The organism is Nocardioides sp. NPDC051685 (assembly GCF_044453405.1).
Taxonomy (GTDB): domain Bacteria; phylum Actinomycetota; class Actinomycetes; order Propionibacteriales; family Nocardioidaceae; genus Nocardioides.
This window is the reverse complement of the sequence record NZ_JBITCR010000003.1, coordinates 1-22457: the sequence shown is the minus strand read 5'-3', so window position 1 is coordinate 22457 and position 22457 is coordinate 1. Positions and strand designations below refer to the sequence as shown.

Genomic DNA, 22457 nt, shown 5'->3' with positions numbered 1-22457 from the left:
ACGTACCGAGCCGGGATCGGCACGAACCGACCTCGCCGAGCTCCTACCCGATTTGGGCGATGACCCCGCTGACCTGCGCAGACCCAGCCTCGCCGGACCTAGCGTTCGGAGCATGGCGTTGTGGGACCTGCTGCGGGCGATGGTCCGACGATGGCCGATCGTGGTGATCGGCGCGATCCTGACCCTCGCCGCCGCGAACTACGCCAGCGAGGACCGCAGCGTGTACTGGACACGCACGGACCTGCTCTTCCTGGCTCCGGAGAACGCGCAGTACCCGAACGCGCTGCGGGCGACCTCCGAGGACATGGTGATCACCGCCGGCGTGGTCGGCAAGCTCGTCTCCGGCACCCGGCAGGTGCCGAAGTTCACCGCCACCGACGCGGGGCTGATCGGGATGGGCGTACGCGACGGGTGGACCGTCCGGCTGCCCGACACCGGTGGCCAGTGGGCACCCAACTACGTCGACCAGTGGCTGATCATCGAGGTCGTCGGTCCCGACCCGGAGACCGTCCGCACCCGCAAGGAGCAGCTGGTCGAGGCCATGACGGCCGCGCTCGACCGGGTGCAGGACGAGTACCACGTGGCCCGGGCGTTCCGGATGACCACCAAGGAGGCGCCCGGATCGACCGTCGTCTACCCCGTCGGCGGGAGCTCGCGGCGGGCGTTCGCGGTCTCCGGGATGCTCGGCGCCGCGGCGACCCTCTACCTGGTCGTACGCATCGACCCGATCCTGCTGCGCCGCCGGGAGCGCCGCGCCGAGACCCTCACGGAGCCCGACGTTGTCTGAGACCCGCCCGCACACCGCCCTTGCCTGGAGCATCGCGAACACCGCGGTGACCAAGCTCGGCACGATGGTCGTCGGCATCCTCGTCGCGCGGCTGCTCGGCCCGGAGAGCTACGGGACGTACGCCGTCGCCTTCCTCGCCCTGATGGCGGTGCTCAGCTTCAACGAGCTCGGGGTGAGTCTCGCGGTCGTGCGCTGGAAGGACGACCCCCGCGAGATCGCGCCGACGGTGACCACGATCTCGGTCGTCTCGAGCCTGCTCATCGCCGCGGCGATGGTGATCGGGGCCGCGCCGTACGCGCGCGCGATGGGCGAGCCGGACGCAGCGGTGCTGGTGGCTCTCTTCGCGGTCCCGGTGGTGCTCAGCGGGATCAGCGCGACGCCCGCGGCGCTGCTGCAGCGCGACCTGATGCAGGGCAAGCGGATGCTCATCGACCAGATGGCCACGGTCGTGGCGGTGCCGGTCATGCTCGGGCTCGCGTTGGCCGGTGCGGGGCCGTTCTCCCTGGTCATCGGCCACCTCCTCGGGGTCTCCGTCACCACGGTGATGTTCCTGCGGATGTCGCCGCTGCCGTGGCGCCTGGGGCTCTCCCGGTCTCATGCGGTCGCCCTGCTCCGCTTCGGAGCGCCGCTCGCGGTGACCAGCATCCTCGTCTTCGCGGTGGGGTTCGCCGACCAGATCGTCATCGGCAGCACGCTCGGCGCGACCGCGCTCGGGTTCTACGTGGTCGCCTTCAACCTCTCCAGCTGGCCGGTGACGATGCTGTCGCGGCCGTTGCGGCAGGTCACCCCGGTGATCTTCGCCCGGCTGCAGCGTGATCCGGACGGCATGCGGCGTGCCTTCTCCCGGCTCTCCGCGCTGGTGCTGACCGTGACGCTCCCCGGCTGCTCGGCGCTGGCCGCGCTGGCGCCGGAGGTGATCCGGTTGGTCTACGGCCATGTCTGGCTGGCCGCGGCCGCGCCGCTCCTCTGGCTCGGTGCGCTGGCCGTGCTGCGGATCTCCTTCGAGCTCGCCTACGACTTCCTGGTCATCGCCGGCTCGACGCGCAGCCTGATGACGATCCAGATCGTCTGGCTGATCGCCCTGGTGCCGGCGCTGCTGGCCGGGGCGGCCTGGTCCGGCGTCGGCGGGGTCGGGCTGGCCGCGTTCGCGGTCGGGCTCGTCGTCATCCTGCCGCTGCACCTCGTCTACCTCGCGCGGGCGGGGGTCGGGCTCGGGTGCCTCGCCGCCGGTGCCACCCTGCCTGCTCTCGGCGCTGTTGCCGTCTGGGTCGCGGCGATCGTCCTTCGTGCCGCGCAGCCGTCGGTCTGGGTGACCTGCGTGGTCACCGGCGTCGTGCTCGCCGCTGTCTGGGCGGTGCTGCTGCGGCGCCGGCGCGAGGACGTCAGCTGGTTCCGCTCCGGCGCCGGCTCCCCCACCGAGACCCCCACCGATCCCCGGAGCGAGGACGTGCATGTCTGACCGTCTCGACGACAACCACCACACCCTGGAGGAGATGTACGCAGCCGCCGCAGCCGCCGGGCGACGACGGCCGCAGCGCGCGGCCGCCCTGGCCCAGGCCGCGGCCGAGTTCGCCTGGGGCAACCACACCGGCTGGTTCGCGTACGAACCGCTCGAGGTGCTGCTCTCCGACCTTGGCCGCTCGCTCCCCTCCGTGCCGGTGCCGGCCCGCCCGGGGCGCACGCTGCACGTGGTCACGCAGATGTACCAGAGCGGCGGGCACACCCAGATCATCGCCGGCTGGACCGACCAGCTCGCCGACCACGCCCACGAGATCGTCGCGACCCGGCACATGACCTCCCCGGTGCCGGCCAAGGTCGCGTCCCGGCTCGGGGACCGGGTCGGCCTGACCATGCTCGACACCGCGCCCGGGTCGCTGCTGTACCGCGCCGCGCGGCTGCGCGCGCTCGCCTCGACCGCCGACCTGGTGGTCTCCCACTGCCACCCCTTCGACGTGGTCCCGGCGCTCGCCTTCGCCGACCGCCGCGGCCTGCCGCCGGTGGTCTACATCGACAACACCGACCACGTCTTCTGGGTCGGGGTGCGAGCCTACGACCGGGTCGTCCACCTGCGCCGCAGCGGCCAGGACCTCGCCCTGCACCGCCGCGGCCTGCCGACGGAACGCTCCGTCCTCCGCAACCGCCCGCTGGCCGTCCGGGGCCGGACGAACCGACGGGAGACGGCGAAGCCACGGTGGCGCGTACCTGCCTCCGACGTCCTCGTCGTGACCGCGGCCGACTCGAGCAAGTTCCAGGGCGGCGACACCTACCTCGCGGCGGTCGAGGCCGCGGTGGCCGCCGAGCCCCGGCTGCAGTGGCGGATCGCCGGCCCCGACCCGGAGTCGGAGCCGTGGGCGGGGCTGGCCCGGCGTACGTCCGGCCGGATCCAGGCCGTCGGCATGCTCCCCGACGTCGCCCCGCTCCACCAGGCCGCCGACGTCTACCTCGACTCGTTCCCGTTCGCCGGGCTCACCTCGCTGCTCGAGTCCGGCGGCCTGGCCAACCCGGTGGTCACCTTCCGCGGCCATCGGCCCGAGTGCGCGGTGTGGGGCTCCGACTCCCCCGGGATCGACCACCTGATGCTGCGGCCGACGACCCCCGACCAGCTGCGCGACACCCTCGTCGACCTCGTCCGTCGCCCGCGCGAGCGGGTCACCCGCGGCACCGCGACCGCCCAGGCGATCCTGGAGTGCCACACCGGTCCCGGCTGGCTCGCCGACGCCGAGTCGCTCTACCGGATGCCGCAGCGGCTCGACGACGACTTCCTCCCGCCCGTCCGCGGCCGCGGCCACCTCGACCTGCTCACCGTCTCCGTCCAGGCGACCAACCCGTTCAGCCGCACCTCCGCCGACATCACCGCCGGCCTCCTCGGCGCGATGCCGCTCACCGACCGGCTCCCGATGTGGCGCCAGACCCGCCGCGGCGGCGCCGGTCGCCTCCGCGACCTCGCCCCGGAGTGGGCCGCGGCTGCGGTCCGGGCGCGGCTGCGGCGCCGGGCGGCGTGATCCCCGGTCGACCGGGTATCCCTTCCGCCCGTCACCCCACGAAGAACGGCCGGTTCCGTGGGCGGCTCCACAGCGGCGCGAGAACCTCGGGCTCGACGCCGAGGAGGAGCCAGAGACCGGTGTCGCTGGCCAGCCCCACGACGTAGGGCGCCGGGGTGGTGGCGGCGAGCGGGGCGATCTCCTCGGGCCGCAGACCGGAGACGAGGAGCAGCTCGGAGGGGGCGGCTGCGGCGACGGCGGCGACGACGCCGGGCCAGCGGAGGGTGGCGGCGGAGAAGGGGATGCCGTTGCGCTCGAGGCCGTCGGCCTCGCCGAGGGTGCCGTCGCGGGACGGGTCGATGACGCGGATCGAGGAGCTGCCGGCGAGGCGGGCGACGTCGTCGACGAGCAGCCGGATGTCGGCGAGGACCACCTGACCACGAGCGGGCCGGGAGACCCGGCGCAGCGAGCGCCTCACCCGGCGGGCGCGGACCGACTCACCCAGGAACCGGCGGGCGCCGCGAGCCCGCCGGACCGGCCAGGAGGTCGCTGCGGCACCGTGCTCGCCGCCGACGATCCCGCAGGTCGTACGCACCGGCACCAGCCCCGCGTAGGTCCGCCCGACAGCACGGTGGGCGACGTCGAGGCGGGCGAGGTTGGTGGTCATGCTGTTGTGGGTCAGCGGGATGTCGACGGCGGCGGCACGCCGGCCGGCGGCCCGCATCCGGAGGCAGTACTCGACGGCGTACGCGTGCCACGCCAGGTCGGGCGACTCCGAGAGCGGCTCGCGCAGCACCTGCGAGCGAGCGACCATGAAGAGCACCTCGTCGAGCGAGTCCACGTCCGTCGGGACCGACGTGGAGCGGCCGAGCGGGACGACCCGGTCGCGCATCGCTCCGATCACCTCGCCGCGGTGGTCGACCCCGACCGCCCCCAGCACCCCGATCGCCGGATCCGCCAGGACGGCCGACGCGGCGGCCTCCAGCGCGGGCAGCGAGTGCAGGTAGACGTCCTGGTGGACGAAGACGACGACCTCGTTGCGCGCCATCCGGGCGCCGTGGTTCAGCGCCGCGCCGGCGCTCGCGAACGCACCGGAGACGTTGTCGACGGCGATCACCTCGGTCTGCCGCGATGCATCCGTGCCGGCCTTGACCGAGGCGGCCAGGCACGACTCCAGCACCGCCGGGTCGTTGTAGACGCAGACGATCGAGACCGGCGTGCGCACCTCACCCATGCCTCACCGCCTCCGCGACCACCTCGGCGACGTACTCCTGCTGCTCCGGGCTCAGGTGCGGGGACATCGGCAGCGACAGGATCTCCCCCGCGGCCCGCTCGGCGACCGGGAAGGAGCCCTCGCCGAACCCCAGCGAGGCGTACGCAGCGGTCAGATGCACCGGGAACGGATAGTGGATCCCCGTGCCGATCCCGGCATCGAGCAGCGCCGACAGGACCCGGTCGCGGGACGCGACGCGGACGACGTAGAGATGCCAGACGTCGATGTTGCCCGGAGCCGACTCGGGCACCCGGACCCCGGGAACCCCGGACAGAAGCCGGTGGTAGCGCTCGGCGGCCTGCCGGCGCAGCTCGTTCCACTTCTCCAGCCGGGCGAGCTTGGCGGAGAGCACGACGGCCTGGATCGTGTCGAGGCGCGAGTTCATCCCGGCGACCTCGTGGACGTACTTGGTCTCCGAGCCGTGCGCGGCGAGCAGCCGGACCGTCCGGGCGATCTCCGGGTCGGAGGTCGTCACCGCGCCCGCGTCGCCGGCCGCACCGAGGTTCTTGCCGGGGTAGAAACTGGTCGCCGCGACCGTCGTCAGCGAGCCGGCGGCGCGACCGTGCCGTCGAGCGCCCTGGGACTGCGCGGCGTCCTCGATCACCGGGATCCCCGCCGCGGACGCGAGCGGCAGCAGCTGCTCCACGAACGCGGCCTGCCCGAACAGGTGCACCGGCGCGATCGCCTGCGTGCGTGGGGTGATCGCCCGTTCCACCGCAGCGGCGTCGATCAGCAGGTGCGACTCGTCGACGTCGACCGGGACCGGCACCGCCCCGATCCGGGTGGCCGCCTCGGCGGTCGCGATGAAGGTGTTGGCGGGCACGATCACCTCGCCCCCGGGTCTCACACCGACCGCCCGCATCGCGAGCTCGAGCGCGTCGGTCCCGTTGCCGACGCCGACGCAGTGCTCGGCTCCGACGTAGGCCGCATAGGCCCCCTCGAAAGCGGTCACCTCCGGTCCGCCCACGAACGCGGTCCGCGAGAACACGCTGTCCAGCCCGAGGCGTACCTCGTCCTCTATCTCCGACTGCTGCGCCCCGAGGTCGACGAACGGCACCTTCACCAGACAAGCTCCTGACGTGAGTTGAGCGGACGGGCGGGCACACCGGCCCAGGTCTCCCCGGCGGGCAGGTCGCTGAGCAGGACCGCTCCCATGCCGAGGACGGAGTCGGCTCCGACGGTGGTGCGCTGACGCACCGAGGAGCTCATCCCGAGGTAGGCGGCCTCGCCGATGACGACCTCGCCGCCGAGGGTCACCCCGGCGCAGAGGGTGGTGTAGTCGCCGATGATGTCGTCGTGGGTGAGGACGGCGTTGGGCATCACCACGACATGACGCCCGACGCGTACGGCGGCGGTCAGCACGACCCCGGCGAGCAGCACGCTCCCGGCGCCGAGCTCGCAGCCGGCCGGCACCGACGCGGACGGATGGACGATGGTCGCGAAGCGGTCCGGTCCGACGCCGTAGCCGCTCAGCCGCTCGGCGAGGCGGCGGCGGGTGGTGCCGGCCCCGGCGCAGATCACCAGGTCGGCGCCGCAGTCGGCGACGACCTCGACCGGGCCGATGACCTTGGCCCCGCCGACCCCGTCGACGGAGCCGATCAGCTCACCCCAGCGCTCGCGGTCGTCGTCGACCGCGACGATCTCGTCGTAGCGGAACTCGGTCGCCGCGGCCGCCGCGGCGACCTCGCCCGCCAACCCGCTGGCGGCGACGAGAACGAGCGCGGTCATCGACGTTCCCCCCGGAGTACGTCGATGACCCGCGCCTGCTCCGAGTCCGACATCTGGTGGAAGAGCGGCAGGATGAGCGTGGAGTCGGTGAGGTGCTCGGTGACCGGGAGGCTGACCCCCGAGGAGGCGTACGCAGGCTGCCGGTGTGCCGCCATGATCCCGCGTCGCGCGGAGATCCCGGCCTCGGCCAGGGCGCTCAGCAGCCCCTCCCGGCCGACCCCGTACGCAGCCCCGGTGGTCGAGCTCGTCGAGACCTCGATCCAGAACGACTGGAAGTTGCTGGTCCCCCAGGCCGGGTCCGCGACCGCGCGCAGCCCGTCGATCTCGGCGACGGCCTTCGCGTAGACCGCAGCCAGCTCGCGGCGACGGGCGACCACCTCGGGCAGCCGGGACAGCTGCACGAGGCCGACCGCGGCCTGCAGGTCGGTCATCCGGAAGTTGAAGCCGATCTCCTCGTAGGACTCCGGCGGCGAGACCAGGCTGGCGTGCCGGTCGGCGGCCGAGACGCTCATCGCGTGCTCGCGCAGCGTCCGTGCCCGCGCGGCCCAGTCCTCGCGCGAGGTGGTGAGCATCCCGCCCTCGCCGGTGGTGAGGATCTTGCGCGGGTGGAAGGACCAGGCCGCGATCTCGGCGCCGGCACCTACGGGACGGCCGTGGTAGGTCGACCCGGCGCCGCAGGCCGCATCCTCGATCACCACGATGTCGAGGGGGTCGCAGACCGCCCGGATGGCGTCCAGGTCGACCGGCACCCCGCCCTGGTCGACCACGATCACCGCGGTCGTCCGCGGCGTGAGCGCCTCCCTGACCGTCTCCGCGGTGAGGTTGCCGGTCACCGCCGACACGTCGGCGAAGACCGGCCGGGCGCCGAGGTAGGTGGGGGCGTTGGCGGTCGCGATGAAGGAGAAGGAGGGGACGACGACGTCGTCGCCGGGAGCCACCCCGGCGACCACCAGCGCCAGCTGGAGCGCCGTGGTGCAGCTCGAGGTGGCGACGGCGTGGGCGGCCTGCTGCGAGGCCGCGAAACGGCGCTCGAACTCGGCCACCCGCGGCCCCTGCGCGACCCAGCCGGAGCGGAGCACCTCGGCGACCGCGGCGACCTCCTCCTCGCCCAGCCAGGGCTGCATCACGTTGATCCGGCTCACGACGCACCGCCCTGCAGGGCGCGCCCCGCCGCGATCTCGGAGCGCAGCGGCGCCCACCACTCGACCAGCCGGCGCAGCCCTTCGTCCAACCCGATCGACGGCGACCAGCCCAGGTCCTCGCGGGCCGCCGCGATCGAGGCGAGCCGGCGGGTGACCCCGTTGACCGCACGCTCGGGACCGTGCTCGATCTCCAGCGACGAGGCACCCATGACCCGCAGCAGCGCCTCGGCCAGCTCGAGCAACGAGGTCTCGGTGCCGGAGGCGATGTTGTAGACGCCCTCGGTCACGTCGGAGGCGGCCGCCAGGATGTTGGCGCGGGCGATGTCGGGGACGCAGACGAAGTCCATCGTCTGTCGGCCGTCGCCGAAGATCAGCGGTGGCTTCCCGTCGGCGATCCGCTCCATCCACCGCACCAGCACCTCGGTGTAGGCGCCGTGCACGTCCATCCGCGGCCCGTAGACGTTGAAGTAGCGGAGCCCGACGTAGTCGAGCCCGTACATCGCCCGGAAGGACCGCACCAGCCCCTCGTTGTAGGACTTCGCGGCTCCGTAGAGGGTGTCGTTGTTGTTGTGGTGGTGCCCCTCGGGCGTCGGGAACTCCTCGGCCAGCCCGAAGACCGAGGCCGAGGAGGCGTAGACCAGCTTGTCCACCCGGGCCTGCACGGCGGCCTCGACGACGTTGAAGGTGCCGTCGACCAGCACCTCGTTGGCCAGCCGCGGCTCCTCGGCACACAGGGTGATCCGGATGGCGGCCTGGTGGAAGACCAGGTCCTTGCCGGCGGTCAGGTCGCCGACCAGGTCACGGTCGCGGATGTCGCCCTCCACCAGCCGCACCCGACCGGTGGCGAGAGCGTCGTCGAGGTTGGCCTTGCGTCCCCGGATCAGGCTGTCGAGCACGTCGACGTGCGCAACCCCCTCGTCGAGGAGCTGGTCGACGATGGTGGAGGCGATCGTGCCCGCACCTCCGGTGACCAGGACGTTCGCACCACGCAGTTGAGTCATCGGATCAGCTCCAGGGTCGGGGTCTGGGCGGCCACCTCGACGAGGGCGCCACGGGCTCGGAGGCTGGTCTGGGCCGCCTCCAGGACGGAGAGGACACGGAGCCCGGCAGCCCCGTCGGTGACCGGCGCGCGCTCGCCCCGGATCGCGCCGGCGAACTCGCCGACCATCCGGGCGAGGGCCTCGTACTCGGGCAGCGCCGGCGCCCAGGTGTCGCCCAGCCGGTAGGAGATGGTCGCGGCGGCACGGTCCGCGATGTCCACGCTCTGCTGGACCAGGTCGACGCCACGGTCGAAGACGCTGAGCCGCTGCTGCGGGTTGAGGTCGTCCCAGACCAACGTACGCCGGCTCCCGCCGATCACCATCTGCCTGATCTTGGTGGGGCTGAGCCAGTTGATGTGGACGTGGGCCATCGCCCCGCCCTCGAGCGGCAGGGTCAGATAGCCGACACACGCCTTCCCGGCACCCAGTGGGTCGGCGCCGTGCGCGGCCACCCCGGTGGGGCGCAGCCCGCCGGGCAGGACGAAGTCGAGGATCGAGAGGTCGTGCGGGGCCAGGTCCCAGAAGACGTCGACGTCGGGCTGCACCAGCCCGAGGTTGATCCGCACCGAGTCGATGAACAGGATCTCGCCGAGCGAGCCGTCCTCGACCAGCTCCCGGATCTTCTGCACGACCGGCGTGTAGCAGTAGGTGTGGTCGGCCATCAGAACCAGACCGTTGGCCCGCGCGGACTCGACCATGCTCCGCCCCGACTCGACGTCGTCGGCCAGCGGCTTCTCGACGAGCACGTGCTTCCCGGCCCGTAGCGCCGCCTCGACCAGCCGCCGATGTGTGCCCGCCGGCGTCGCGATCGCGACCGCGTCCACGTCCTCGCGCGCGAGCACCTCGTCGAGGTCGGTCGTGGCCAGCACGCCGGTGCCGCCCCCGATCACCTCCTGGGCCCGCTCGAGGTCGAGATCGACCACCGCGACCAGCTCCCAGTCCCGTGCGTTGCGGAAGTTGCGGACCAGGTTGGGCCCCCAGTAACCGGCTCCGACCACTGCCACGCCGAGCGGTTCGCCATCAGTCATATGGCCCATGGAATCGGCGTGGGGCGGGCCCCAAGGAGCCTCGCCCCACCTATCCCCTCAATTCGGGACGACACCGCCGACCCGGCGCGTCTGCCCCAGATATTCCCGCCGACTCGGCGCATCCGCCCCATCCACAGACGTCGAGTCGGCGCATCTGCCCCATAGGACGCCGCCCGATCGCGTTAACGCGGGGCAGACGCGCCGGCTCGACACACCCGAGTGAGACAGACGCGCCGACTCGACGCGTCTGCGTGGGGCAGATGCGCCGAGTCGGCGGTTTCCGGATCAAGACGCCGGGCGGAACCTCACGTCCACGAAGTAGTTCGTGGAGTTCCAGGATCGGGTCGGGAGCCCCCCTCCGGTCCCGTAGCGATACCGGCCGTTGGCTCCGCCCGGAGCCGTCAGTGGGCCTGCCGTCCAGTTCTGCGTGAGGGCGGCGGGCGTGGCGGCGTAGCGCCCGTTGGGCGCGTAGTAGGACACGATGTACGTCGACCCCGGCGTGAGCGCGACCGGCGTCGCCAACGTGGCCTGCTGCCAGCCGGTCGCGGTCTCGTTGGTGAAGGTCACCTGGGCGATCCGCTGTCCGGTCGGGCTCCACAGCGAACCCACATGGGTGCCGGTGTTGCCGGTGCCCTTGTAGAACCGGATCGCCGTCACCGTGCCGGCCACGGACGTCCGGAAGGCGGTGCCGACCTCGATCGGCATCACGTCGAGCGTCGAGGCGTTCTGCGGCGTGACGCCGGTGAACAGCGAGACCTCCGTCGCGGTGGGCGCGAGCGTGGTGAACGACCACGTCTGCGTGGGCAGGTTCGCCCCGTCGGTCGAGACCACGCCCGAGACGGTCACCGCCACCGTCGCCCCGGCCGGCAGCGCCGCCGACGGGGTGAAGCGCAGCGTACGTCCGTCGCTGCTCAGGGTCGCCGACCCCGCCACCGGGGACCCGTTGGCCGTGGCCGACATGCTCCAGCCGCTCGCGATCCCGGTCGAGAACGTGATCGACGGGTTCACCGAGGTGGCCACATCGGTCTGGCCCGGGCTCGGGTCACGCTGAGTGACCGAGATGGTCGGGGTCGCCCGCTCGAAGACGACGTCGGCGAAGTAGTTCGTCGAGCCGTACGTGTACTGCGGGAACCCGCCGGCGGCGCCGTAGAGATAGCGCCCGTTGCTGCCCGCCGGGGCGGTGAGGTCCCCGGAGGCGTAGGCCGTCGAGAAGAAGCCCGACGTGGTCGCGTAGTGCCCCTGAGGAGCCAGGTAGGAGACGAGGTACGACACCCCTGCCTGCACGTCGACGGGACTGGACAGGGTGGCCTGCTGCCAGCCGGTGGCGGTCTCCCCGGTGAAGGTCACCTGGGCGAGCCGCTGACCGGCCATGTTCCACAGCGACCCGACGTGGGTGCCGCCGTTGCCGGCTCCCTTGTAGAACCGGATCGCGGTCACCCGCCCGTCGCGGGTGGGACTGAACACGGTCCCGACCTCGATCGGCGAGCTGTCGTCCTGGGCCTCGACCGCGGGCACCACGTCACCGAAGAGCGTCTGGCTGGACGATGTCTCCGCGGATCTGGTCGTGAACGTCCAGGTCTGCGTCGACATACTGGCTCCCTCGGTCGAGGTGATCCCGCTGATCGTGACCGTCACGTCCGCAGCCGCGGGCAGCAGGGAGGCGGGGTCGAAGGTCAGCGTCGTGCCGGAGTTGCCGAGCGTCGTCGTCCCCGGGATCGACTGGCCGCCCGAGGTCGCCGTCACCGAGTAGCCGGAGCTGAGCGCCGAGGAGAACGACGCCACCACGTTGGTCCCGCGCGGCACCTCGACCGCCCCGGGCACCGGGCTGCGCGAGGTCATCGTCAGCGTCGGTGCACCCTTCTCGAAGACGACGTCGACCATGTAGCTCGAGGGCGAGGTCGCCGCCGGGAACCCAGTGCCATAGGCGTACGCCCCTGCCGTCGAGGTCACCCGCAGGGGCGGCTTCGACAGGTCGGCCGAGGCGAAGGCGTTCGGGGTGGCCGAGTAGTAGCCGTTGGTGCGGTAGGAGGCGATGTAGTCGGTGTTCGCCTGGATCTGCACCGGCGTGGCGAAGGTCAGCGTCTGCCAGCCGCTGGTCGACTCACCGGTGAAGGTGCCCTGGGCGAGCACGGCCCCGCTGGCCGACCACAGGGTGCCGGTATGCGGGGCGGCGTTGTTGACGCCCTTGTAGAACTTCACCCCGGTGACGGTGCCGGCGACATCGGCCCGGAACCTGACGCCCAGGGTCAGCTGCGCGTTCTCCGGGTCCTGGAGGACCGTCGGCGTGGCGTCCTCGTCATAGAGCGAGCACGGGCAAACTCCTGCCGTGGCCGGCGGCTTGGCCGTACGGAACGACCACGTCTTCCCGGTCGAGACCGCCGTCCCCCCGCTGTCCTCGCCCGAGAGCGTGGCGGTGTAGGTGACGAACCCGGCCAGGTCGGCCGACGGCGTGAACGTCACCGTCCTGGTCGTCGAGTCGTAGGCCGTCGACCCGGTCACCACGTTGCCGACGGAGTCGGTCAGTCGCAGCCCGACGGTGGAGGCGACCACCGGCTTGGTGAACCTGGCGCTCACCGTCGTGTTGCGCGGCACCGAGGAGGAGCCGTCCAGCGGCCACTGGTTGGTCGCGGTCAGCGGCGAGTTGTCCGTGGTCGTGAGCAGCACGTCCACGAAGTAGTTGGGGTTCTGGTAGGAACTGCCCGGGAACTGCCCGGCATTGCCGTAGACCCCCGCGGGCGCGGCGCCGTAGCCGCCCTCCACCTCGAACGGGTACGCCTGGAACCCCTGCGCCGCGAACGCCCACGGCGCCACGGCGTAGTGCCCGGCCGGAGCCGTGTAGGAGACGACATACCTCGCCCCCGCGGCGACCGAGACCGGCTGGCTGAACGTCGCCGACTGCCAGCCGCCGCTCGACTCGTTGGCGAAGGTGACCTGGGCCAGCCGCTCGCCGCTGCTGCTCCACAGGGAGCCCACGTGGGTGCCGGTGTTGCCGGCGCCCTTGAAGAAGCGGACACCCGCGACGTACCCGTCGGTCTGGGGGGTGAACCGCAGGCCGAGCTCGGCGGCGCTGTTGTCGTCGGCCGAGGGGGTCGCCGGGCTGGTGACGGCGTTCCAGGTCGTCGGCACCTCACGCTGTCCGAGGATGCTGCACGGGCAGGTGACCGCGAAGCTCCTGGTCACGGAGGTGCCGATGTTGGCGCTGTCGTCGACGGCGCGGACCCGCACCGGGGTGCTGCCGACCCCGGGCTGGACGTACGTCACCGACCAGGCGGTCGTCCCGGTGGCCATGTGCCACGAGGTGCCGTCGTCGAGGGAGTACTCGACGCCGGCGACCACGCCGCCGCCCGTGTCGGACGCGGTGCCCGTGAGCGTCACCTTGGTGCCGTTGGGCTGCGTCGAGCCGGCGGCGGGCGAGGTGATGGCGACCGTCGGTCCGGTCGTGTCGGTCGACTTGGTGGCTGCGGTCAGGCCGGTCATCAGCGTGGTCGGCTGGGCGCCCATGTCGGCCAGCAGGTTCACCTGCGCCTGCTGCATCCGAGGGTCGGCGGTCTCGTCGTGGTAGGGGTTGTCGTGCTCGGAGTCGAGGCCCCAGGTCCACTGGACCGATCCGGCGCCGAAGACCAGCGCTCCGCTGGCCGCCCGGTAGAGCGTGAGCGAGTGGGTCGTGGTGCCGTCGCCCGTGACCCGGCCGAAGTCGCGCATGTACTGGCCGGGGATGAACCCGGTCGTCTCCGACAGCCGGATCGTCCCGGGCGGCCGGAACCCGTTGTCCTGGTCCTCGTCGGACTCGTAGCCGACGGTGTGCGGCGCCAGTGCGGTCGAGTCGGCGGTCATCGCGGACAGCCCGGTGTTGCGCCACAGCCGCAGCCCACCCTGGGACTTCTTCACCGTCACCGGCAGGTCGGTCAGGTTGGACATGAAGATGGTGCCGGTCAGCGAGTTCTCCGGCTTCCCGCCGCCCTGCGACTTGGGTGCGTAGCGCGGGTCGCGCCAGGTGCCGGTCGACTCCGCGCTGGGGTCGATCTTCGCCTGTGCCCAGGACTCCTTATAGGTGACCAGGGTGCGGTAGGGCGTGTTGGTGCCGTCCTTCGACGCCTCGTAGCGGGTCCGCCAGTAGACCTCGTTGCCGCTGAGGAACTGCAGGTTCACGCCGGCGTCGCGCGCGGCCTCGACGTTGGCCCGCTGCTGCCCGCTCCAGTACTCGTCGTGACCGACGCTGAGGAACGTCTTGTGGTTGGTGAGCAGCGAACCACGGCGGTCGGTGTCGATCCCGGAGATGTAGCTGATGTCGTAGCCGTTGCGCTCCAGGAACCGTACCGCCGGGTACTCGTTGGCGAAGAAGAAGTCGTGGGACGTGCCGCCGGAGCGGGTCGCGAACGGGCGGTTGTAGCTCAGCTTGTAGGCCCTTCCGTTCCCGCCGCCGACGTAGAAGCTCGAGCCGCCGTAGGAGTTGTACGCCTGCCAGGTGGTGTCGGAGGTCTGGAAGACGACGTCGGAGTGGCTGTCGTCGTCGCGGACGATGAAGGTGATGTGGCTCGACTCGTTGGTGTCGGGGCGGTCCAGCTTGGCGATGTAGACGCCCGAGACCGCGGTCGCCGGGACGTTCCAGGAGGCCGAGACCGCCCAGTTGCCGCAGTCGGTGATCTCGGTGGTGGTGTCGCGGTAGCAGTTGGGCTGGCTCTGCGGCAGGTTCGCCGACGGCGTCACCGAGGTGATCCGGCGGGCACCGTCACCGCCGTAGTAGCCCATCCGATAGATGGTGATCCCGTAGGCCGAGGCGTTGGTGTCGATCTTGAAGTCGATCCGGTTGCCGGCGTCGACACTGATGTCGGTCGCGAACCCCTGGATCGAGCTGTCGCCCGCGCCGGTGATGCCCCATTCGCTCGACGGATTCCCAGGTTTGCTGTTCTCGCAGGCGATCGCGTTGCCCTCCGGGCCGCACGGGTCGGCGCTTGCGCTGGACGCAGTGACCAGCGAGAGGACAGGGATGACAAGAACAACTCCGAGCAACGCGGCCAGTCCCGTTCGCAGCTTCACAGTCGTGCTCCTTCTCGGATCAGGCTCGCGAGCTCTCGTCGCGCAACCAGGTGGTGTAGTCGCCGGTCCGGACAGCTCTGCGGGAGAGCATCCGGGCGACGAGGGTGACTGTCATGAAGACCGGAACCCGGAGTCCGATCGCCGGCTGACGCAGCCCGAGCGCGAGCAGGTCCGTGAACGAGGTGGATCCCTGCCGAGCCCCGTGGTCATCGGCTTGGGCATTGCCGGTCGCGACGCGGATCCGGCGTCTGACCAGGTCTTTCACCGTACGCGGCGGCCGCACGACCACGGTCGCGTCGGCGACGACACGGCGTTCGTCGGGCGTGAACAGCTCCGAGGCGACCAGGTCGTCGTTCATCAGGCTGTTTCCGGCGGCGACCCTCGCCTGGCCCTCGGCGGTGAGGCAGAAGGCGCCGCGGCCGAACAGGCCGCTGCGTACGCTCGGGAGGGCCTGCCACACCCGGTAGTAGGCACGGACCGGCCAGGAGGAGTGCTCGGTCGGAATGCTCCGCCCGGGCGCGACGGCCAGCACCCCGTCCTCGTCGAGCGCGTCGACCAGCCGGAGCAGATCGGTGCCGGTGAGACGTACATCAGCATCGAGGTGAAGCCGCGGATAGACCACCGCCGCGGCGTTGCCGACCTCGACCGCCCGGGCCTTGGAGGCCTCGGCGATCTCGATGACGCGTACGCCGGGAACCGTCCGCGCCACCGCGGCGGTGTCGTCGGTGCAGCCGTTGCACACCACCACGACGTCGAGAGCGCCGGCGGGCACACCCGAGAGCAGGGCCCCCAGGTTCTCCGACAGCCCACCGGCCTCGTTGTGCGCCGGCACCACGACGCTCGCGATCATGACGGTCGCACCCCGTTGGTCGAGCCGCCGGCGGGGACGACGAAGTTGATCATGTTGCTGTTGTCGTAGTCCTTGGCGATGACGCGGCCGGGGTTGCCGCCGACGAGGCTGTGGGGTGGGACGTCCTTGGACAGCACCGTCCCGGCGGAGATCGTGCAGCCGTCGCCGATCGTGATCGCGCCGGTGATCACCGCGCCGGGGCCGATCCAGACGTCGTCGCCGATCGTGGGCACGCCCAGGTCGCCGTCGGCGATGCGCTGGCCGATGGTCACGTTCTGGTGGAGCACGCAGTTGCTGCCGATCGTGGCCGGGCCGATGATGATGCCCGAGCGGTGCATGAGCAGCAGCCCGGGCCCGATGTCGGCGCGCCGGAAGATGTCGGCGTGGTGGACGCGGATGTTGCGCCGGTTCCAGAACCAGTAGAGGCCCAGCGCGAGCACGCCCAGGACCCGGTTGCGGGTCCGCAGCCGGGTCGCCCAGCGTCCGAAGCGATAGCAGGCGACACAGTGCAGCTCGTAGTCGAAGAGCCAGAACCGCAGCTTGGACAGCCAAGACGTACGCGGACCGTCGAGGACGATCGCGTACATCTTGGCCAGGTCGATCTCGAAGTCGCCTGTCGCCCGGGCTCCGTCAACTAGCAAGGCTCTCTCGATCCTCGGCTGTCTTCCGGCCGACGTACGCCACCAGGTTGGCGACCCCGTCGAGGTTCTCGGGCACGGTCTCGGCCTCGTCGACGGAGATCTCGAACTCCGCCTCGAGGAACTCGATGAGCTCCAGGATCCCGGTCGAGTCGATCACGCCCGACTCGACCAGCGACTCCGACGGCTCGGGCAGCCGGGTCTCATCACCCAGCAGCAGGCTGTCCAGGATGAAGCCTTCGATCGTGCGCTGTACGTCCGCCATCACATCTCCCTGTCTGTGAACGGTTCTACGAATCTCGTCCCGTTCTGTCAGTCGGAGGCGGTCGGGAGCCGAAATGGGGCCCGGAGATGCCGACATTGGGTGATAAACGCCCTCATCCCGATGCCCCGACGCACCCGCGCGGGCAACCCTTCGTGCACCGTCCGGGATCGATCGAGGAGCGCCATGTGCGGGATCTGTGGGGTGCTGAGCAGCACCGAGACGCCTGAGCCTGCCCTCGTCCGGGACATGCTGGCCTCCCTCGCCCACCGTGGTCCCGACGGCAGCGGCTACTACCGCGACGAGCAGGTCGCGCTCGGCCACACCCGGCTGGCGATCGTGGACACGGCCGGCGGGATCCAGCCGATGACCGGCCGCTCCTGCGGCGCACGTCGCGAGCACGAGCAGGTCTGGGTCACCTTCAACGGCGAGATCTTCAACCATGTCGAGCTGGCCGCCCAGCTCCGCGCCCGCGGCCACGTCTTCGACACCAGGTCGGACACCGAGGTCATCGTGCATGCCTGGGAGGAGTGGGGTCCGGGCTGCTTCGAACGGTTCAACGGCCAGTGGGCGCTGGCGATCTGGGACCGCCGGACGCAGACGCTCGTCCTCTCCCGCGACCGCTTCGGGGTGCGCCCGCTCTTCTACACGCACGTCGCCGGGCAGCTGCTCTTCGCCTCCGAGGTGAAGGCCCTGTACGCCTCCCCCGACGTCCCGCGCGAGCTGGACCCCGCCGGGCTGGACCAGGTGCTGACGCTGTGGTCGGCGGTCGCGCCGCGCACCGTCTTCCGCGCGATCTCGCAGGTCCCGCCCGGCTCCCACCTGACCTTCAGGGCTGGCAGCACGGTCGAGCACCGCTACTGGGCGCCGTCGTTCCCACCGGCGGGGGCCGAGGAGCTCACCGACCTGGACGCGAACGCCGAGGCGCTGCGTACGACGCTGATGGCGGCCACCCGGCTGCGGTTCGAGCGCAGCGACGTGCCGGTCGCCGCGTACCTCTCGGGTGGGATCGACTCCGCGGTCACGGCCGGCGCGATCTCAGGGTTCGCCTCGAAGCTGCACACGTTCTCGCTGCGGTTCGCCGAGGCCGAGTTCGACGAAGGCGGCTTCCAGGCGCTGATGGCCGAGCGCCTCGGCACCGTCCACCACGACGTCGTGGTCAGCGAGCGCGACATCGCCGACGTCTTCCCCCAGGTCGTACGCCACGCCGAGTCGCCGCTGCTGCGGACCGCCCCGGCGCCGATGTTCCTGCTGTCCCGGCTGGTGCGGGAGGCCGGCTTCAAGGTGGTCGTCACCGGTGAGGGCGCCGACGAGGTGCTCGGTGGCTACGACATCTTCCGCGAGGCCAAGATCCGCGACCTGTGGCTGCGGGACCCGGCGGCCGCCGAGGCGGCGGTGGAGCAGCTCTACCCGTGGATGCACCGCTCCCCCAACCAGGCGCCGGCCTTCGCCCGGAGCTTCTTCTCGCGCAACCTCTCGCCCGACGACATGGCGATGTCGCACCGGCCGCGGTGGGACTCCACCGCGGTGCTGGCCTCGATGCTGCGCCCCGAGATCCGGGAGCTCGGTGGCGGTGCGGCCGACGGCGTGGTCGCCGCCATGCCCGCCTCGGCGGCCTCGTGGGACCCGGTCGCGCGGGCGCAGTGGCTGGAGATGACGACCCTGCTGCCCGGCTACATCCTGGCCTCCCAGGGCGACCGGATGCTGATGGGCAACTCGGTCGAGGGCCGGTTCCCGTTCCTGGACCCGCACGTCGCCGAGCTCGCCGGCCGGGTCCCGGCCGAGCACAAGATCCACGGCATGGACGAGAAGCACCTGCTCAAGCGGGCCTTCGCCGACCTGGTGCCCGAGGAGATCCTGCGCCGCCCCAAGCAGCCCTACCGGGCGCCGGACGCGGCCGCCTTCTTCGCCGGGGGCACCCCGGACTGGGTCGTCGACGTCACCTCGGTCTCCGCCCTGGAGGCCGCCGGGGTCTTCCGGCCGGACCTCGTCCAGCGGCTGCTGGAGAAGGCCCGGCGGACCCAGGGCCGCGGTCTCGGCAACACCGACAACATGCGCCTGGTGGCCGTCCTGTCCACCCAGCTGCTGCACAGCGAGCTGCTCACCGGCCCGGTCGCCCGCGCGGTCGCGCCACCGGAACCACTCACCGTCTTCGACACCATTCTCGAGCCCACCGGAAGGACCTCAGCATGACCACCACGACCCACCAGAAAACGGCGTACGGACTGGAGACGCTCCGCTTCGACGAGGAGGCGGAGGCGAGGCGGATCGGCGACGCGATCCGCCGCTACCTGGTGGCCAACAAGCGCAAGGGCATCGTGCTCGGCGTCTCCGGCGGCATCGACTCCAGCGTGGTCGCCGCGCTGGCGGTCAAGGCGCTCGGCCCGGAGCGGGTCTTCGCGCTGCACATGCCCGAGCAGGAGTCGTCGGAGGACACGCTGGGGTTCAGCACCAAGCTGACCGACTCGCTGGGGATCGACTCGGCCCTCGAGGACATCTCCCCGGTGCTGGTCGGCCTCGGCGCCTACCAGCGGCGGGACGACGCGATCCGGCGGGTCGTGCCGGCGTACGGCCCGGGGTGGAAGTCGAAGATCGTGCTGCCCAGCGTGGTCGACTCCGACGCGTTCCGGCTCTTCTCCGTCGTGGTCGAGGATCCGTCCGGCGCGCAGAGCACCCACCGGCTCACGACCGAGGCCTACCTGGAGATCGTCGCGGCGACGAACTTCAAGCAGCGCGCCCGCAAGGCGCTGGAGTACTTCCACGCCGACCGGCTCAACTACGCCGTCGCCGGCACCCCGAACCGGCTGGAGTACGACCAGGGCTTCTTCGTGAAGCTCGGCGACGGTGCCGCGGACGTGAAGCCGATCGCGCACCTCTACAAGTCGCAGGTCTACGCGATGGCCGCCCACCTCGGCGTCCCTGCGGAGATCCAGGCGCGTCCCTCCACCACCGACACCTACTCGCTGGAGCAGTCGCAGGAGGAGTTCTACTTCTCGCTGCCCTACCAGCGGATGGACCTGTGCCTCTACGGACTCAACAACGGGGTCGCGACCGACGCGGTGGCCGAGGCCACCGGGCTCACCGTCGAGCAGGTCGAGCGCGTCTACCGCGACATCGAGCAGAAGCGGCGAACGACCGCCTACCTCCACGCCGCGCCGATGCTCGTCGAGGCCGTCGCCGAGATCGTCAGTCCTGGGTAGATCTCCGCAACCGCTTCTCCCCGCGGAGCTGTCGGCAGATCCTGGAAGGTGGCATGTCCCCACGAACCAGGAGGTTCCATGTCCGCCACCACACCCGAGCCCGGCGAGATCGCAGACCTGTCCCTCGGTCTCTCCGACGCCGAGGCCGCATCGATGATCGACGCACCCATGATCGACATCGACGAGGCCGCCACCGACATCAACACCTTCGACGAGGACACCGAGGACGGCGAGGCGGCCGAGACCGCGGGCACCGACGCGATGATCCCTGCCGAGGATCTTCCGGAGGACCTGATCTATGAGTGAGATGCTCACCGTCGACGGCAAGCCGGTCGACTGGAACAAGCCCCCGAAGCAGACCGACCTGGCGCTGTGGCCACGAACGACCTCGGGCGGCAAGCAGGTCAAGGGGTCGGCTCGGACCATCGCGCACCTGTGCGCGATCGATGCCGCTGCGCGGAAGAAGTTCGGCACCGGGATCGTCGTCATCCAGGCCCCGTTCAACACCACCGTGCCTGCCTCCGCGGGCACCCACGACCACGACGCCTGCGCCGATATGCACATCCCGGGCGTGAACTGGAGGACGCAGGAGAAGTGGCTGCGGGCCAACGGGTACGCCTGCTGGTACCGGTTCCCGCCGCTGTTCGGCCACCACATCCACGGGTTCACCCTGCCACCGCAGTCCGGAGTGGTCCGGACCGACGACTTCCGCGACCTCGGCGTCACCGTCGGGAAGTACGTCGACGGGGGTTCGACACTCTTCGGCGTCCAGACCACCAGCTCGCAGATCACCGACTACTACCACCACGCGTTCGGCCTCAAGAACCAGCACGGCGAGGGGACTGACGAAGCCTGGCACCCTCCGGTCATCGGGGCCACGATCTTCGACTACGCGGCGTTCGCGCGGTCGAAGGCCAAGCCGGTCTGGAAGCCGAAGGACGTCAAGTCGAACCTGGCGATCGTCCAGCAGCAGTTCCAGATCGCCGCAGGGCTCCGCAAGGGCAAGCGGATCCGCACCAACGGCGTGGGGTGGATCCAGAACGCGCTCAACGTCAAGGCCGGGACGAACCTGGTGGTCAACGGCATCGTGGACAGCGCCACTCTCGCCGCCTGGAAGAAGTTCGAGATCAAGACGGGCGGGACCGGCGCGAAGTCCACCCCGGACCCCCGCAGCCTCAAGAAGCTCCAGATCGCCTTCCGGTTCGTCGGGCCCGAGGCGCACCTTCCCGTCGGCTGAAACCTTGAATATCAAGAATCATTGATATAGCGTCGGCAGGCATGAGCACGCCACCCTTCATTCCTGCCGACCACCTCGGTGCCGTGAACCGCGCCCTGACCACCACGACCCGGGGTGGCGAGGAGCTGCGTGTGCTCGTCGTCGAGCGCAGCTACGACGCCGACCCGGACGAGGTCTGGGACGCGCTGACCACCAAGGAGCGCATCCCGCGCTGGCTGATGCCGGCCAGTGGCGACTTCGAGGTCGGCGGCCGCTACCAGCTCGAGGGCAACGCCGGCGGCGAGATCCTCGCCTGCGACCGCCCGAAGCTGCTCTCGATCACCTGGGACTACGGCGACATGAGGTCGTGGGTCGACGCGACCCTGACCGCCACCGGCGGCCGTACGCTGCTCCGCCTCGAGCACTCCGCCCCGGTCCCACCGGAGCAGTGGAAGGAGTTCGGCCCCAGCGCGGTCGGCATCGGCTGGGAGCAGATGCTGCTCGGCCTCGCCCTCCACCTCTCCGCCCCCGAGGCCGAGAAGATCGACCCGATGTCCCCCGAGGTCCTGCCCGCGATGGTCGAGCACATCCAGGGCTCCGCCGCCGCCTGGGTCGAGGCCGACATCGCCTTCGGCACCTCCCCCGCCCAGGCCCGCGCCGCCGGCGAACGCTGCGTCGCCGCCTACACCGCGATGCCGGAGTAGCCGCTTGCACGCCTTCGACGTCCTCGGCGACCCCGTACGCCGCCGCATCCTCGAGCTCCTCGCAGCCGGCGACCTCACCTCCGGCGAGGTCGTCGAGACCATCTCGGCCGAGTTCGGCATCCGCCAGCCCGCGGTCTCCATGCAGCTCAAGGTCCTGCGCGAGCACGGCTTCGCCAACGTACGCCCCGACGGCACCCGCCGCATCTACTCCCTCGACACCGGCCCCCTGGCCGAGGTCGATGCCTGGCTCAGCCCGTTCCGCCGGTTCTGGACTCAGCACCTCGATGCTCTCGACACGGAGATCAGGCGGGGGCGTCGAAAGGGTTCTTCGGGGGACTGAGTCGCTTGGGCTGGTGGCCGCCGACCCGTTAGGGAGGGTGTTCTCGCCGGTTCCCGGAGTAAAGGACGGCCTGCGGCCGCCGGCTTCGCCGGTCGCCTCCGGCGATCCTTGACACCGGGCCCCGCCGAGAATTTTGGGCTCCTCTGACTGATCCGTGGGTCATCGTCCGGGCAGGACGGGGCGGTGGCCACCGAGGTTGAGCATGGCCAGGGCGATGAGGGCGTTAGGAGA

At 71.2% G+C, this 22457-nt stretch carries 19 protein-coding genes; 9 read left to right on the top strand and 10 right to left on the bottom strand.

What is annotated here, in order from left to right; genetic code table 11:
• Positions 1-112 precede the first annotated feature (112 nt).
• The 3 genes from ACIA03_RS10150 to ACIA03_RS10140 are packed head-to-tail and all read left to right on the top strand — an operon-like array spanning position 113 to position 3789.
• A complete protein-coding gene (locus tag ACIA03_RS10150) occupies positions 113-787 on the top strand; it encodes a hypothetical protein (protein ID WP_396981862.1) in 675 nt (224 codons plus the stop codon).
• Complete coding sequence (locus ACIA03_RS10145) at positions 780-2246, top strand: oligosaccharide flippase family protein (protein ID WP_396981860.1); 1467 nt, start codon at positions 780-782, stop codon at positions 2244-2246. The genes ACIA03_RS10150 and ACIA03_RS10145 overlap by 8 nt, the downstream gene beginning before the upstream one ends.
• Positions 2239-3789, top strand: a complete 1551-nt coding sequence (locus ACIA03_RS10140; protein WP_396981859.1) for a hypothetical protein — start codon at positions 2239-2241, stop codon at positions 3787-3789. The genes ACIA03_RS10145 and ACIA03_RS10140 overlap by 8 nt, the downstream gene beginning before the upstream one ends.
• Before the next feature lie 31 nt (positions 3790-3820).
• Here the strand turns inward: ACIA03_RS10140 and ACIA03_RS10135 are convergent, their stop codons facing one another.
• From ACIA03_RS10135 to ACIA03_RS10090, 10 genes are all read right to left on the bottom strand, one after another.
• Positions 3821-5002: a glycosyltransferase gene (locus ACIA03_RS10135; protein ID WP_396981857.1), complete on the bottom strand. Its 1182-nt coding sequence runs from the start codon at positions 5000-5002 to the stop codon at positions 3821-3823.
• Positions 4995-6104, bottom strand: a complete 1110-nt coding sequence (locus ACIA03_RS10130; protein ID WP_396981855.1) for a DegT/DnrJ/EryC1/StrS family aminotransferase — start codon at positions 6102-6104, stop codon at positions 4995-4997. The genes ACIA03_RS10135 and ACIA03_RS10130 overlap by 8 nt, the downstream gene beginning before the upstream one ends.
• Positions 6101-6769, bottom strand: a complete 669-nt coding sequence (locus ACIA03_RS10125) for an acetyltransferase (protein ID WP_396981853.1) — start codon at positions 6767-6769, stop codon at positions 6101-6103. The genes ACIA03_RS10130 and ACIA03_RS10125 overlap by 4 nt, the downstream gene beginning before the upstream one ends.
• A complete protein-coding gene (locus tag ACIA03_RS10120) occupies positions 6766-7911 on the bottom strand; it encodes a DegT/DnrJ/EryC1/StrS family aminotransferase (protein ID WP_396981851.1) in 1146 nt (381 codons plus the stop codon). The genes ACIA03_RS10125 and ACIA03_RS10120 overlap by 4 nt, the downstream gene beginning before the upstream one ends.
• Positions 7908-8912 carry an NAD-dependent epimerase/dehydratase family protein gene (locus tag ACIA03_RS10115; protein ID WP_396981849.1) on the bottom strand — a complete coding sequence of 335 codons (1005 nt, stop codon included), beginning with the start codon at positions 8910-8912 and terminating at the stop codon, positions 7908-7910. Before ACIA03_RS10115 ends, ACIA03_RS10120 begins: the two co-directional genes overlap by 4 nt.
• Positions 8909-9979 carry a Gfo/Idh/MocA family protein gene (locus ACIA03_RS10110; RefSeq protein ID WP_396981847.1) on the bottom strand — a complete coding sequence of 357 codons (1071 nt, stop codon included), beginning with the start codon at positions 9977-9979 and terminating at the stop codon, positions 8909-8911. Before ACIA03_RS10110 ends, ACIA03_RS10115 begins: the two co-directional genes overlap by 4 nt.
• 285 nt (positions 9980-10264) lie before the next feature.
• On the bottom strand, positions 10265-15016 hold the full coding sequence (locus tag ACIA03_RS10105; protein ID WP_396981845.1) for a DUF4082 domain-containing protein: 4752 nt from the start codon (positions 15014-15016) through the stop codon (positions 10265-10267).
• Between the two features lie 19 nt (positions 15017-15035).
• Entirely contained in the window at positions 15036-15866 is an 831-nt protein-coding gene (locus ACIA03_RS10100) for a glycosyltransferase (protein WP_396981843.1), read from the bottom strand.
• Positions 15863-16507, bottom strand: a complete 645-nt coding sequence (locus ACIA03_RS10095; protein WP_396981841.1) for a serine O-acetyltransferase — start codon at positions 16505-16507, stop codon at positions 15863-15865. Before ACIA03_RS10095 ends, ACIA03_RS10100 begins: the two co-directional genes overlap by 4 nt.
• Positions 16497-16769 carry an acyl carrier protein gene (locus ACIA03_RS10090; RefSeq protein ID WP_396981839.1) on the bottom strand — a complete coding sequence of 91 codons (273 nt, stop codon included), beginning with the start codon at positions 16767-16769 and terminating at the stop codon, positions 16497-16499. Before ACIA03_RS10090 ends, ACIA03_RS10095 begins: the two co-directional genes overlap by 11 nt.
• Before the next feature lie 183 nt (positions 16770-16952).
• On the opposite strand from ACIA03_RS10090, the gene asnB reads away from it, so the two are divergent.
• From asnB to ACIA03_RS10060, 6 genes are all read left to right on the top strand, one after another.
• Positions 16953-18959: an asparagine synthase (glutamine-hydrolyzing) gene (asnB, locus tag ACIA03_RS10085; protein WP_396981837.1), complete on the top strand. Its 2007-nt coding sequence runs from the start codon at positions 16953-16955 to the stop codon at positions 18957-18959.
• A complete protein-coding gene (nadE, locus tag ACIA03_RS10080; protein WP_396981835.1) occupies positions 18956-19966 on the top strand; it encodes an NAD(+) synthase in 1011 nt (336 codons plus the stop codon). The genes asnB and nadE overlap by 4 nt, the downstream gene beginning before the upstream one ends.
• A 78-nt stretch (positions 19967-20044) precedes the next feature.
• A complete protein-coding gene (locus ACIA03_RS10075; protein ID WP_396981833.1) occupies positions 20045-20272 on the top strand; it encodes a hypothetical protein in 228 nt (75 codons plus the stop codon).
• Positions 20265-21203, top strand: coding sequence for a hypothetical protein (locus tag ACIA03_RS10070; protein WP_396981831.1), 939 nt, complete (start codon positions 20265-20267; stop codon positions 21201-21203). Before ACIA03_RS10075 ends, ACIA03_RS10070 begins: the two co-directional genes overlap by 8 nt.
• A gap of 41 nt (positions 21204-21244) precedes the next feature.
• Positions 21245-21886: an SRPBCC family protein gene (locus ACIA03_RS10065; protein WP_396981830.1), complete on the top strand. Its 642-nt coding sequence runs from the start codon at positions 21245-21247 to the stop codon at positions 21884-21886.
• A gap of 4 nt (positions 21887-21890) precedes the next feature.
• Entirely contained in the window at positions 21891-22226 is a 336-nt protein-coding gene (locus tag ACIA03_RS10060) for an ArsR/SmtB family transcription factor (protein WP_396981828.1), read from the top strand.
• Positions 22227-22457 lie beyond the last annotated feature (231 nt).

Bases quoted from the DNA above. Each gene is read 5' to 3' on its own strand.
- ACIA03_RS10065 (WP_396981830.1), top strand. From the start codon at position 21,245: ATGAGCACGCCACCCTTCATTCCTGCCGACCACCTCGGTGCCGTGAAC.
- ACIA03_RS10100 (WP_396981843.1), bottom strand. From the start codon at position 15,866: ATGATCGCGAGCGTCGTGGTGCCGGCGCACAACGAGGCCGGTGGGCTG.
- ACIA03_RS10125 (WP_396981853.1), bottom strand. From the start codon at position 6,769: ATGACCGCGCTCGTTCTCGTCGCCGCCAGCGGGTTGGCGGGCGAGGTC.
- ACIA03_RS10110 (WP_396981847.1), bottom strand. From the start codon at position 9,979: ATGACTGATGGCGAACCGCTCGGCGTGGCAGTGGTCGGAGCCGGTTAC.
- ACIA03_RS10070 (WP_396981831.1), top strand. From the start codon at position 20,265: ATGAGTGAGATGCTCACCGTCGACGGCAAGCCGGTCGACTGGAACAAG.
- ACIA03_RS10090 (WP_396981839.1), bottom strand. From the start codon at position 16,769: ATGGCGGACGTACAGCGCACGATCGAAGGCTTCATCCTGGACAGCCTG.
- ACIA03_RS10075 (WP_396981833.1), top strand. From the start codon at position 20,045: ATGTCCGCCACCACACCCGAGCCCGGCGAGATCGCAGACCTGTCCCTC.
- ACIA03_RS10140 (WP_396981859.1), top strand. From the start codon at position 2,239: ATGTCTGACCGTCTCGACGACAACCACCACACCCTGGAGGAGATGTAC.
- ACIA03_RS10150 (WP_396981862.1), top strand. From the start codon at position 113: ATGGCGTTGTGGGACCTGCTGCGGGCGATGGTCCGACGATGGCCGATC.
- nadE (WP_396981835.1), top strand. From the start codon at position 18,956: ATGACCACCACGACCCACCAGAAAACGGCGTACGGACTGGAGACGCTC.
- asnB (WP_396981837.1), top strand. From the start codon at position 16,953: ATGTGCGGGATCTGTGGGGTGCTGAGCAGCACCGAGACGCCTGAGCCT.
- ACIA03_RS10115 (WP_396981849.1), bottom strand. From the start codon at position 8,912: ATGACTCAACTGCGTGGTGCGAACGTCCTGGTCACCGGAGGTGCGGGC.
- ACIA03_RS10135 (WP_396981857.1), bottom strand. From the start codon at position 5,002: ATGGGTGAGGTGCGCACGCCGGTCTCGATCGTCTGCGTCTACAACGAC.